We start from the raw sequence: 12,784 nt of genomic DNA, 5'->3' as shown, positions 1-12,784 counted from the left end.
CAACTTCAAATAATTTACATCTCATGAAAAAAGAAAATTTATACGAGCCGTTTACCGTTTCCTTTGAAACTCTGGATGAATATCCGGATGTGGGAGATCGTCATAATTTCTTTGAATTGGTTTATATTTTGGGAGGAACTGGTTCACAATGCATCAACAAAAATATTTTTGAATATGATGCTGGACATATGTTTTTATTGACGCCTGAAGATTGTCATAATTTTACGATTGAAACGGAAACGAAGTTTTTCTTTTTGCGTTTTAATGATATTTATTTGAAGAACTCTAGTCTGCAAAATGAAAATATTCAGCGTTTAGAATATATCTTACAAAATGCGAATCATCAGCCGGGTTGTATTTTGAAGAATGATGCTGATAAATGTTTGGTCAAAGTGATGATTGAAGCGATTTGTCGTGAACATCAGGATAAAGATGTTTACAATCAGGAATTGATTCAGCAATTGGTGAATACACTGATTATTATTGTAGCAAGAAATATTGCGAAGTATTTGCCTGAACAGGTAAATGTTGGAACTGAAGGTAAGGCGATGGATATTCTGCAATATATTCAGAATAATATTTATTATCCGGAGAAAATAAAAGCGGAATCATTAAGTGAGTATTTCGGAATTTCGAATACGTATTTAGGACGCTATTTTAAGAAGCATGCGAGTGAAACGATGCAACAATATATCAGCAATTACAAAACGAAATTGATTGAACATCGTTTGCAATTTAGTGATAAACGGATTAATGAAATTGCTTATGAATTTGGCTTTACGGATGAAAGTCACTTTAATAAATTCTTTAAAAAGCAGAGAGGGAATAGTCCTTCGGAGTTTAGGAAGACGATACGTATTAGTGCGTAAATGTTGGCACGCGGATGACGCGGATTCGCAAGCGAAAACATGGATTATTGCGGATTTTTTCTTTTTTCGCCACTGATTTCACTGATTTACACAGATTTTAAAATCATTTTAATCCTTTAATCTGTGGCTAAAAACTAAATAATCTTCTTGATAACTCTTAGTTTGTGCGTGTGTTTATTCAATTCAGGATTGTAAATTCCTAAGTGATCTAAACGATCGATACGAACTTTTCCACTGGCGTGAATGATGTAATTATTGTCCATAATGATTCCGACATGAATGATGTTTCCTTCGTCGTTGTCGAAAAACGCTAAATCTCCAGCTTCGCTTTCTTCAATAAAACTTAGAGGTTCTCCATCAAGCGCTTGCTGAGAAGCATCACGATGAATTTTATAGCCGTTTAGTTTATAAACCATTTGTGTGAAACCGGAACAGTCGATTCCAAAAGGTGTTTTTCCGCCCCAAAGATACGGAGCGTTTAAATACATAAAAGCAGTATTGATTAAAGCACTTTTAGGTTTTACACCGCTGGTTTTGGTTCCTTCGAAATCAAAGTTGGAGGTATTGATTTCGCTATTATTTAGAAAAGTTAGGGAAGCGCCAAGCGGAATTGGCAATAATAAATTGTCCGGAGCTGTGATGTAATCAATCAAATCAGCATTCAAAATGATAGCCTCTTTACTTAACTGATTGTAATTGGCTTCAGAAATTACCTGATATTGTTTTGAATCTACCCAGCCTTCATAGTCATCAAACTGAATTTTTATTCGGGCCCATTGATTTTGACGTTCTAAAATTTCGATGTGCTCGCCAAACAAAAGTTGTGTAACGATTTCACTTCTGTCACTTGGTTCAGATCGAACGGGTACTATGGCGAGATTGCAAATTCCGAACATTTAGGGTAATTTATAAGTTGAAAATTGGGAGTTACTTAAAGCAATAACTCCCAATCTATTGTATTATTATTTAAACTCTTTCGATAACAATTGCAGATGCTCCACCACCGCCATTGCAAATTGCAGCAGCTCCGGTTTTAGCATTGTTTTGTTCCAAAACATTCAGTAAAGTTACAATGATTCTAGCTCCTGAACAACCTAGAGGATGTCCTAATGAAACAGCACCGCCATTTACGTTTACTTTATCGTTATCCAGATCAAGAATTTTTGAATTGGCTAATCCAACAACGGCGAAAGCTTCGTTGAATTCGAAATAATCAACATCCCCAATTGCGATTCCAGCTTTATTTAAGGCTTTTGGCAATGCTTTTGCCGGACTTGTTGTGAACCATTTTGGTTCCTGAGCAGCGTCAGCGTAACCTTTGATATAAGCTAAAGGTTTTAATCCTAATGCAATTGCTTTTTCTTCAGACATTAAAACTAAAGCAGCAGCTCCATCGTTGATTGTAGAAGCATTTGCAGCAGTAACCGTTCCGTCTTTTGTGAAAACAGCTGCTAATGAAGGGATTTTATCCAATTTTACATTAGTGTATTCTTCGTCTTTAGAAACGATAATTGGTTCACCGCGTCTTTGTGGTACTTCGACAGGAACAATTTCATTGTCAAATTTTCCGGCATCCCAGGCTTTTGCACTTCTTTCGTACGATTGAATAGCAAAATTATCCTGGTCTTCACGGCTGATGTTGTATTCAGACGCACATAAATCAGCGCAAACTCCCATTGCGTTGTTATCGTAAGCATCTGTCAAACCATCTTTCTGCATTCCGTCAAGCATAGTTGCAGGCCCAAATTTGTTTCCGTTACGCATTTGTACGTAATGCGGAATCAAGCTCATGTTTTCCATTCCTCCGGCAACTACAATTTCTGCATCACCACAAGCGATTGCCTGAGCAGCGAACATTACAGCTTTCATTCCGGAAGCACAAACTTTGTTTACAGTTGTAGCAGCAACTTCTTCAGACAAACCGGCAAAAAGCGCGGCCTGACGTGCCGGAGCTTGTCCAACTCCTGCCTGAACAACGTTGCCCATAAAAACTTCATCAACTAATTTTGGGTCTAGGTTAATTTTTTGAAGTGCGCCTTTTATAGCGGCAGCACCTAATTTTGGTGCGGGTACGGTAGATAACCCTCCCATGAAACTTCCGATAGGTGTTCTAACGGCAGAAACGATAACAACTCTTTTGTTCATTTTCTGTTTAATATTAGTTAATGTAGCAAATTTACTCTTTATTTAAATAAATTCAAATTTTGTATCAATATGTATCAGTTTCATTGGATTTTAAATTTAATATCAATTTTTTGTTAATTCTATTCGTTTGATTGTGAAGTGGTTTTAAAAAAAGATTGAAAAAAGATTAAAAAAAGCGCAGAAATAGTTGTGAGATATGGAATGTTGTCTTACATTTGCAACCGCAAAACAGAACACGTTTCTTGAGCTTGGAGAGGTGCCAGAGCGGTAATGGAGCAGATTGCTAATCTGTCGACGGGTAACCGTCGCCAGGGTTCGAGTCCCTGTCTCTCCGCTTAAATTTTGCCTTCGGGGTGTAGCGTAGCCCGGTTATCGCGCCTGCTTTGGGAGCAGGAGGCCGCAGGTTCGAATCCTGCCACCCCGACAGAAACTTTACCATAAAGTTTTAAAACAAATGGTTCCATAGCTCAGCTGGATAGAGCAACGCACTTCTAATGCGTAGGTCGAAGGTTCGAATCCTTCTGGGATCACAACAAAAGCCACTCAAATCGAGTGGCTTTTTTGTTTTTGCATATTTTTGTAAAAACTTGAAAAACATTCCTTTTATCTTTGAATGTTTTAGTTTTTCATTAAGAAAGCTCCAGGTTGTCCTTCATTTTTATCATATTCACCTTCGAGCCCAATAGATTCCAATTCTTCCCAGTCATTTTCATCGTATTCAGAATCCATATCATCTGAAAGATTTTCTTCCAAATCGCCAAGTTCCAGATCATAATGGTTGCTGGCAGTCAATTCGGCCACAAAAGCATTATCTAAATAATCGTCATAATTTAATAACAACTGTTCTTCATAATATGTTATATCATCTATAGGTTCCTCAGGCGAATAAAAATAATTTTCAGATTTCATATGAATAAGTTTAAAGTTAGTAGTTTGCTAGGTAAACTATTTTTCAGTTAGACGGGTTGCGAAACTTCCTGTTCAGGGTTTTCAAAACTTGCTATTCCTGATTTTAAGACGTCTTTATATTTTGCAAGACCTATTCCTGCTATAGGTACAGCCAGTGATCCAATTATAGAAGCAGCCTGCGTATGGCCTGTTTTATTTAAATAGGAAGATAAAAGTATAGATCCAAGTGCACCTGCAAGAATCAATTCTCCAGGGATATCTTTTATTTTGTTCTCTATAAGTTCTCTAATATCTTCGAGGTTTTCCTGATTAATTAAGTTTTCCATATGTTTTTATTTAAGTTTAATAACTTTATAGAATAAAATTACCTGTTTAGTAACAAATCATTTTATATAATAGATTAGGTGTAATTATATAATTCACAGTAGAGTTAATTGTCAGAAATAAAAGTTTTTTAAAAGATTGATGATAAACTTCCAATTTGAAATGAGTATCTAATTTACAAATAGTTATAAATGAAATTTTGTGATTTCATTCATTGTGGCCTAAATGTAATTTAAAGGAAAATCAATTATGATTTAAATTTGGGAATGGGACTTAACTGATTTAGACCATAACCAAATGCTTGTTTTGAATTGGAATTGTTTATTATATTTAAAAATATTTTTTTATTTTAAATATAAGTGATTCTTTTTCAGTATGGTACTATTAATTGTCTTACATTTACGCTCAACAAATAATTATTAATATGCAAGAAGGTACAGTAAAATTCTTTAATGAAGAAAAAGGTTTTGGATTTATAACACCAAAAAATGGAGGAAGTGAAATCTTTGTTCATGTTTCTGGTCTATCAGAAAACATTCGTGAGAATGATGAAGTACGTTACGACGTAGCAGAAGGTAAAAAAGGACCTAATGCAGTAAATGTAGTTGTAGCTTAATACTACTTCTTTACAAAAAGTATAAAGCATCCGCCCATGGCCGATGCTTTTTTTTATACCCAAAATTAATTTTATTTAGTTGGCCTGGAACTATAAATAAGGCTGCTTTGTTTTAAGAGAAAATAATCTATTAATAAATTTAACTCACTAATGATTGATTGAGACAAATCTCATTTTTATTGAGTCAATACCCTTCATTAAATTAATAGACATTTATAAAGTTTAAAAAATAACTCCAATTTAATCCTTATAAATGCATTTCAAATATCTATTCCTTTGTTTGATTTTCTTTTCAATCCAATCCAATTCACAAATTTTAGAAGAGAAGAAAAATTTCCGTGCAGCAGATTCACTTTTGAAAGAACCTAGTTTTTCTGTTCATAAGGACAATTATTTTTTAACTGGAGTACCTTTGGATGAGCCTATCGATCGCAATTCTGCGGATGTGAAATACCAGATAAGTTTTAAACTGCGATTAAAATCAAAACCTTTGTGGGGCGGATTCTTCCCCTATTTAATGTATACTCAAAAAGCCTTTTGGGACATTTATGCGAGTTCAAAACCATTTGCAGAAATTAATTTTAATCCGGGAGTAGCTGTAGTTCGTCCATTTTATTTAAAAGGTGGAAGATTGACTTACGGAACAATTTCTCTGGAACACGAATCAAACGGTAGAGATTCCATTTATTCGAGAACCTGGAATATGCTTGCTTTTTCTTTAAAATCGCAAATTTCACCACGATGGATTGTCGGATTGAGAGGGTGGATTCCGCTTGTGGATAAAGAAGATAATCCTGAACTTACCAAATATGTAGGTTACGGTGAAGCAAGTGCAACTTATCAGATACAGCCGGGAAGATGGAGTGCCGATATCCTTTTCAGGAAAGGAAGTGGTCTTATCAATTATGGCTCTTTACAGACACAGCTAAACTGGAGGCCTTATAAAAACGAAAATTACTATCTCACCCTTCAATGGTTTATAGGTTATACTGAAAGTTTAATCGACTATCAGGAACACAAAAATATGATACGTATTGGATTTACTATAAAGCCTGAAAATATGGGTATTTTTTAGAATAAAATATTCGAATTTTACCCAATTAGATTCCAAAAAAGCCACTCCAATCGAGTGGCTTTTTATGATTGTTAAACAACGCTTTTTTAGCTACTTAATAACATAGTTCGGTTTCTAATTTCTTTAATTGGACACTTTTTTCTCAATAGAATTTATAAAGAGTTGATGTTAAGATTACAAAATTTTAAAATTATATTTTTCCTATTAGATAATTTTGGTATAAAAAATTCAGTTCTTTGTAGTCATAACTTATTAAGTGAATCTTCAGCTATCAACTTAAAGGCAATATTATTCTGAGCATTGAGTTAAGACTAATGATTATATTAGGATGGACAATAAAAAATTTATAGTAAATTTAAAAAAAGGCCATGAAGCTTCTTTCAAAGAGGCTTATCTGCAGTACTACGATAAACTGATAAATATTGCCAAACGATTTAATTTTACAGTTCTTACTCCACAAGATTTTGTTCAGGAGACTTTTTTGAGATTATATAATAAAAGGGAATTGCTTAATGAAGATGTTTTGTTTGATAAACAATTATTCACGATCTGTAAGAACATCATCATTAATCATGTTAATCGCGAGAATAAAATAATACAACTTGATTCTTCGCAAGTTGAAATGGTGGAAGAAACTGTAGAAACTGGTGTTTTTGAAGAAAGAAGAGAAAAATTACACAGCTTTATAAATCAGCTTCCTGAGCAACAGCAAAAAATATTTACTTTACATAAACTGGAAAACCTTAGCTATAAGGAGATTGCGGCTATGACGGATCTTTCTGAAAAGACCATTGCCAATCATATTTATCTTGCCAGTAAATTTATTCGAAAAAAAATCGAAGACCATTAGGAACTTTTTTGTTTTCGTTTGTTATATATAAAAACGAAACATAAATATGCGTATTGAGTCTTATAAAACTGACGTTAGAACGAAAGAAGATGCAAACTTTATTGTAATTCTTTTGCAGTTCGTTATTTCTGATTGTAAAATGAAATTTGATTTGGAAGATCACAATCATATTTTAAAAATTGAAACCAGCAGAAATATTAAGGAATTAGTTTATGGTGTTTTTAATAAGCAGGGTTTTTATTGTCAAAAACTTAACACTCCAAAAACATGGATGACAAAAGAATAGAAGAAGAATTGAAAAAAGTATGGGGAGAAACTCCTGTTTCACATTCTGATGATACAAAGGAAGCTTCCTGGGAGAAATTTCAATCTGAAGCATTTCCTTCAAAAAAACAAAAATTTAAGGCTTGGCGTTATTATGCTTCTGCTGCTGCAATTTTAATTTTTGGACTTATAGGAACGGGAATTTATTTTAACAGCAGTCCTTTGCAAGACACTATTTATGTGGCTTCGAATGTTGTTAAAAATACTACTTCAAAAGTAAAAACTGTTTTGTTACCTGATAATTCCAGGGTTGAATTAAGTCCGTATTCTAAAATTGTTTATGCGAATAATTTTGAGAGTAACAGAAAAATTCAGGTTGAAGGAGAGGCTTACTTTAAAGTCAAAAAAGATAAAAAACATCCTTTTCAGGTTTTCTGTAATGAGACGACGACAACAGTATTAGGAACTTCTTTTACTGTAACAGGACAAGATAAAGATGGTGTAATAGTACAGCTTTATGAAGGAAGTGTTCAGATGAGTATAAAAGACCAGACGCAAAAATGGATATTAAAACCAGGAGAAAAATTTACTTACGGCAATAAAATAGCTTCGGTAATAGCATTCAACAGGTTTACTGATTTTGATAACGAAAAACTAACAGCTGTTAGCGCTTATATTGAAGCAAATTATGGATATAAAATGATAATTCCGCAGGAATATAGCAACCAGCGAATTACAGTTAGAATCAATAAAAAAGAAGATTTAAAAACAATTGTGCAATTACTATCAGAAATGTATAACCTAAACTTTGAAATAAATGATGAATTAAAGCAAATTACTTTTCGATAGAAAAGAAAAGGATGCAAGCCGCGAAACTACACATCCTCCTCATAATCAGGGTAGCAAAGAGCTAGCCCATTTAATATTATTCAAAAATACAAAATTTCATGAAGCATATAATTTCAGCGTGCTTTTTTTTATTCAGTTGGGCTGTGTTTTCCCAAAGTATAACCGTAACTGTAGATAAAACTGTAACGCTAAAAGAATTATTTAAACAAATTGAGAATCAGACAGATTATAAATTTGCTTTTACTGATCAGATAGATACAAGCCGAAAGTATTTTACTAAAAAAAAGTCGTATAACGGTATCGAAATAAAACAGTTTGTCAATGAGCTGAATAGCATTACACCAATTCAGTTTTCGATCGTAGGCAATAATATTTTTGTCAAGCAAAAGCCCATAAATGCTGCTAAAAAAACAAGCAAGCTAACGGGTCAGGTTCTTGATGAAAGCAGGCAACCTGTTATTGGTGCTAATGTTTTCATTAAAGAACTTTCGACTGGCGCTACAACAGATGCAAATGGGAAATTTTCATTAGAACTTGATAATGGAAACTATACTGTTTTAATTACTTATGTAGGTTTTAAGAACAAGGAAAAACAAATTACGGTTTCTGGCGATGTACGAATAGATTTTAACATTGAAGCAGACAGTCAACAATTAGATCAGGTTATTATAACAACCTCTAAAGCGGTTGATGTAAGAAATACTCAAATGAGTGTCAATAAACTGACTATGGAGGAAATCAAAAAGATTCCGTCTGCAATGGGTGAGCCGGATCCTTTAAAATCAATTTTGACCTTGCCGGGAGTTACAAATGCAGGAGAACTTTCTTCGGGGTTTAATGTCCGCGGAGGTGCGGCTGATCAGAATTTGCTTCTTTTGGATGGTGCTCCTGTTTATGGAGATTCTCATATGTTCGGTTTTTTTTCCGTTTTTAATGCAGATGCAATTAGTGGACTTGATTTATACAAAGGAGGAATTCCGTCTAAATTTGGAGGAAGAGTTTCTTCTGTTCTTGATATAACCCAACAAATTGGTGATTTTGAAGAATACAAAGTAAATGGTGGTATTGGTTTGATCTCGAGCCGTTTATTGGTTCAGGGGCCAATTCAGAAAGATAAAGGTTCTTTTCTCTTGGCCGGTCGTACATCGTATGCTCATTTATTTTTAAAGCTTAATGATAATAGTAATTCAGCAAAGTTTTATGATATAAATGCTAAGCTTAATTATCGATTGGGTGTTAATAACTCTATCTCTTTTTCCGGATATTTTGGAAATGATGTTTTTGATATTGATAACCGCTTTGAGTCTACTTTTGGAAATACAATGGGAATCTTAAGCTGGAAACATAAATTCTCAGATCAATTGAATACAAATTTATCTCTTTACTATAGCGATTATAAATTTACCCTTGGTTTGCCAACAGAATTGTTTGACTGGAACAATAAGATTGAAAACTATGGTCTTAAGTATGCATGGAATCATTCTGTATCCGAAAAATTAAAACTTAATTACGGAATTGATGGCCAATATTATAATTTTAATCCGGGTACTGTGAAACCTACAAGTTCAGAATCACAGTTTAATTACAAACAGCTTGATAAAAAATATGCTTTAGAATCGTCTGTTTATCTGGATTTCGAACATCAGATTACAGAAAAACTGAATCTTCGTTACGGACTCCGTTATAGTATGTTTTACCGTTTAGGAGGAGAAGATATTAGTACTTACGAAAACGGACAGGCCGTAGTATATAATCCGTTATATAATATTTATGAAGAAGGAACTCCAACAGGAAGCATCTCCTATAAAAGTGGAGAAACGATAAGTAAATTTAATAACTTCGAACCTCGTGCCGCATTATCATATGCCTTTAATAATAATACTTCAGTAAAGGCAAGTTATAACAGAATGGCACAATACATCCATATGTTATCGAATACCCAGTTTCCTTTGCCTATGACTATCTGGACACCAAGCGGACCTTTTACAAAACCACAAATTCTGGATCAATATGCTATAGGATATTTTAAGAATTTTAAAGACAATGAATATTCTGTTGAAGGAGAAATGTTTTATAAGAAAATTCAAAACCGTATTGATTACATAGATGGAGCTGATATATTAGCTAATAATAATATAGAACAGGTTATTCTAAACGGTAAGGCCAGATCATATGGAATGGAATTATCATTTAGAAAGAATACGGGTAATTTTACAGGGTGGGTTTCTTACACCTTATCAAGAGCGGAACAAAAAACGCCCGGCAGAACTGCTCAGGAGCCCGGAATTGCAAATGGTGAATGGTATTTGTCAGGATATGATAAACTGCATAATTTAAACGTTGTGGGAAGTTATCAATACAATCCTAAATGGTCTTTTAATGCTAATTTTACACTTCAGTCTGGACAGCCAGTAACGTATGCGAATGGATATTACGAATTTGGAGGAATTAATATCCCGAATTTTTCGCTTAGAAATGAAAACAGACTTCCGCTTTTTCATCATTTAGATCTTGCGGCGACTTATACACCTAAACCAGATAAAAAGAAAGGCTGGCAAAGCTATTGGGTATTTAGCATCTATAATATCTACAACAGAAAAAATGCTGCTGCTATGACGTTCGCTACAAATGATGATACAGGAGCAAATGAAACCAGACGGCTGTCCATTTTTGGGATAGTTCCTGGTATTTCTTATAATTTTAAATTTTAATGGATATGCAAAGGATTATAAAATATAGTTTAAAAAGTAAAGCACTGGCTTTACTGAGTCTTGTTTCCGCACTGTTTTTTGCATCTTGTGAAGATACAGTGACTCTTGATTTAGAAACAGGTCAAACAAAATTAGTTATCGACGCAGAAATTATTTGGCAAAAAGGAACAGCTGGCAATGAACAGGTAATAAAAGTGAGTAAAACGGCTCCTTATTACAATAACACTACACCAAAAGTCTCAGGAGCACAGGTAAAAATTGAAAATAGCAATGGAGATGTTTTTACTTTTAATGAAACAGAACCCGGGTCTTATGTATGCACTAATTTTGTTCCTGTTTTAAATATGGATTATACACTTTCTGTAGCTGCAGAAGGACAAACTTTTAGAGCAGTTGAAAAGCTGACAGCTGTAACGCCAATTGACAGGGTAGAGCAGGAAACTGTTAAGGATGCAGTGGGAGACGAGTTTATTGAGATCGTATTTTATTATAAGGACCCTGCTGATCAGGTCAATTACTATCTGACAGATTTTAAAAGTAACTATCTGCTTTTTCCGGAATATAATCTTTCACGTGATGAATTCTTTAATGGAAATGAAATGGACACCCGATTCACAGACGATGATAAAATAAAACCGGGAATAACATATGATATTACACATCGAGGCATTTCTAAAAACTTTTATAATTACATGAATTTAATTTTGGAAATATATGGAGGAAGTCCTTTTTCGATTCCACCAGGTAATATAAGAGGTAACATTGTAAATACTGCTGATCCTAGTAATTTTGCTTTTGGTTATTTCAGACTTTGTGAGGCAGAAAAAGTCAGTTATTTGGTAAAATAAACAAAATAAGCACATGTTGAGTTAAAACTAAAAACCATTCAAACGAGTGGTTTTTTTGTTTTAATATTGGAATTATTTTATTCTTTTAATTAATAGTAACCTTTTCTTATACTGCGATTTAACTTTTTTTTATTAAATTTGATGTAAGAATTTCTAGCCATTAATCATTATGGAAAAATTAAATCGCCCGGTTTATGTAAAACCTGGTACTGATGATTTTTTTAAAAAGATTCGAAAGGAAGTAAATGAAACGGTTTTAAAAAAAACATCCCTGTATCGGTTTAATGTAATTAAGTCTTTAGGACTAGTAGTACTTTTCTTTTTGTTTTATTCCTGTATTTTGCTGTTCGGAAACAGCACACCTTTACTATTTCTCTTTTATATTTTGTGCGGTATTACTATGATCGTACTTTTTATAAATGCATTTCATGATGCTGCGCATGGCGCCTTGTTTAAAAAACCGAAGCATAACGAATGGTTTATGTATGTGCTGGAGCTTTTTGGTGGTAATCACTGGCTCTGGACACGCCGTCACATCAATCTCCATCATGCGTTTCCAAATGTTCCAGATTGGGACGTTGATATTAAACAAAGTGATATTATCCGGATTTTCCCTAATAGCCCGCTGTTTAATTATCATAAATACCAACATATTTACATGTGGCTTATTTATCCGTTTTACAGCCTGAACTGGATTTATATCAGAGATTTTAAAGATTTTTTTGGGAAGAAAGACAATTATGTAAAAAAAGTGGTGGAGAAAATTCCGACGATAGAAATCTATAAAATGTTTGCGGCTAAAATAATTAATCTGTTTTATATACTATTTCTTCCAATGCTGCTCCTAAATCAGCACTGGTATATAGTTTTAGGAGGTTGGTTTGCCATGCATATGTGTGGAAGCGCACTTGGTGTCGTAGCTTTGGTATCAACGCATGTTGATGAAGATGCTCATTTTCCGAATACAGACGAAGAAGGAAACCTGTCTGCAACTTGGGCAATGCATCAAATGATTGTCACTAAAGATTTCAGTACTGATAGTAAATTGGCTAATTTTTTATATGGCGGGTTCACACATCATGTGGCACATCATCTATTCCCAAACGTTGGTCATACGTATTATCCTTATATTACGCCCATCATAAAACGATATGCTGAAGAATATGATCTTCCGTACACTTCGTATCCTTTTTATCATGCCGTGCGTTCTCATTTCAGAATGCTGAAACAGAAAGGTGTGCACGAGAATATTTTGATGACCGGGGAGATATGAGATTTTTTTTATAAAAGTTTTGATTAAATCCACTCTGGTAAGAGTGGATTT

General features: G+C 33.8%; 13 protein-coding genes and 3 tRNA genes. 12 read left to right on the top strand and 4 right to left on the bottom strand.

Annotated elements, in window-relative coordinates; all coding sequences use genetic code 11:
- Positions 1 to 23 precede the first annotated feature (23 nt).
- Complete coding sequence (locus AC3ITQ_RS20420; protein WP_026984517.1) at positions 24 to 869, top strand: AraC family transcriptional regulator; 846 nt, start codon at positions 24 to 26, stop codon at positions 867 to 869.
- A gap of 134 nt (positions 870 to 1,003) precedes the next feature.
- Here the strand turns inward: AC3ITQ_RS20420 and AC3ITQ_RS20415 are convergent, their stop codons facing one another.
- Both AC3ITQ_RS20415 and AC3ITQ_RS20410 read right to left on the bottom strand, forming a co-directional pair.
- Positions 1,004 to 1,765: a C40 family peptidase gene (locus AC3ITQ_RS20415; protein ID WP_375032792.1), complete on the bottom strand. Its 762-nt coding sequence runs from the start codon at positions 1,763 to 1,765 to the stop codon at positions 1,004 to 1,006.
- Between the two features lie 70 nt (positions 1,766 to 1,835).
- Positions 1,836 to 3,014, bottom strand: coding sequence for an acetyl-CoA C-acyltransferase (locus tag AC3ITQ_RS20410; protein ID WP_489235939.1), 1,179 nt, complete (start codon positions 3,012 to 3,014; stop codon positions 1,836 to 1,838).
- A 250-nt stretch (positions 3,015 to 3,264) separates the two neighbouring features.
- Here AC3ITQ_RS20410 and AC3ITQ_RS20405 point away from each other — a divergent pair.
- The 3 genes from AC3ITQ_RS20405 to AC3ITQ_RS20395 all read left to right on the top strand — a co-directional run bounded on the left by AC3ITQ_RS20405 (position 3,265) and on the right by AC3ITQ_RS20395 (position 3,544).
- Positions 3,265 to 3,348 (top strand) — tRNA-Ser (locus AC3ITQ_RS20405).
- Positions 3,349 to 3,363: 15 nt separating this feature from the next.
- Positions 3,364 to 3,438 (top strand) — tRNA-Pro (locus tag AC3ITQ_RS20400).
- Between the two features lie 32 nt (positions 3,439 to 3,470).
- Positions 3,471 to 3,544 (top strand) — tRNA-Arg (locus tag AC3ITQ_RS20395).
- A gap of 88 nt (positions 3,545 to 3,632) precedes the next feature.
- Here AC3ITQ_RS20395 and AC3ITQ_RS20390 read toward each other — a convergent pair.
- Together AC3ITQ_RS20390 and AC3ITQ_RS20385 are read right to left on the bottom strand one after the other, a co-directional pair.
- Positions 3,633 to 3,923, bottom strand: a complete 291-nt coding sequence (locus AC3ITQ_RS20390) for a hypothetical protein (RefSeq protein WP_489235938.1) — start codon at positions 3,921 to 3,923, stop codon at positions 3,633 to 3,635.
- Positions 3,924 to 3,970: 47 nt separating this feature from the next.
- The gene (locus tag AC3ITQ_RS20385) at positions 3,971 to 4,249 is read right to left on the bottom strand and encodes a hypothetical protein (RefSeq protein WP_489235937.1); all 279 of its coding nucleotides are present in this window, start codon (positions 4,247 to 4,249) and stop codon (positions 3,971 to 3,973) included.
- Between the two features lie 422 nt (positions 4,250 to 4,671).
- Here AC3ITQ_RS20385 and AC3ITQ_RS20380 point away from each other — a divergent pair, with 422 nt between their 5' ends.
- From AC3ITQ_RS20380 to AC3ITQ_RS20345, 8 genes are all read left to right on the top strand, one after another.
- A complete protein-coding gene (locus AC3ITQ_RS20380; protein ID WP_056194237.1) occupies positions 4,672 to 4,863 on the top strand; it encodes a cold-shock protein in 192 nt (63 codons plus the stop codon).
- A gap of 253 nt (positions 4,864 to 5,116) precedes the next feature.
- Positions 5,117 to 5,938 (top strand): phospholipase A, encoded by an 822-nt coding sequence (locus tag AC3ITQ_RS20375; RefSeq protein ID WP_489235936.1) that lies wholly within the window; start codon positions 5,117 to 5,119, stop codon positions 5,936 to 5,938.
- Positions 5,939 to 6,266: 328 nt separating this feature from the next.
- On the top strand, positions 6,267 to 6,788 hold the full coding sequence (locus tag AC3ITQ_RS20370; protein WP_489235935.1) for an RNA polymerase sigma factor: 522 nt from the start codon (positions 6,267 to 6,269) through the stop codon (positions 6,786 to 6,788).
- A gap of 46 nt (positions 6,789 to 6,834) precedes the next feature.
- Positions 6,835 to 7,074, top strand: coding sequence for a hypothetical protein (locus tag AC3ITQ_RS20365; protein ID WP_489235934.1), 240 nt, complete (start codon positions 6,835 to 6,837; stop codon positions 7,072 to 7,074).
- Entirely contained in the window at positions 7,056 to 7,901 is an 846-nt protein-coding gene (locus tag AC3ITQ_RS20360) for a FecR family protein (protein WP_489235933.1), read from the top strand. Before AC3ITQ_RS20365 ends, AC3ITQ_RS20360 begins: the two co-directional genes overlap by 19 nt.
- A 98-nt stretch (positions 7,902 to 7,999) precedes the next feature.
- A complete protein-coding gene (locus AC3ITQ_RS20355) occupies positions 8,000 to 10,612 on the top strand; it encodes a TonB-dependent receptor (RefSeq protein WP_489235932.1) in 2,613 nt (870 codons plus the stop codon).
- A 5-nt stretch (positions 10,613 to 10,617) separates the two neighbouring features.
- Positions 10,618 to 11,460, top strand: a complete 843-nt coding sequence (locus AC3ITQ_RS20350) for a DUF4249 domain-containing protein (protein WP_489235931.1) — start codon at positions 10,618 to 10,620, stop codon at positions 11,458 to 11,460.
- 169 nt (positions 11,461 to 11,629) lie between these two features.
- A complete protein-coding gene (locus AC3ITQ_RS20345) occupies positions 11,630 to 12,733 on the top strand; it encodes a fatty acid desaturase family protein (protein ID WP_489235930.1) in 1,104 nt (367 codons plus the stop codon).
- Positions 12,734 to 12,784 lie beyond the last annotated feature (51 nt).

It is taken from the genome of Flavobacterium sp. KH_001 (genome assembly GCF_057840745.1).
The sequence above is the reverse complement of the archived record's forward strand: the minus strand, read 5'-3'. Positions and strand labels throughout refer to the sequence as shown.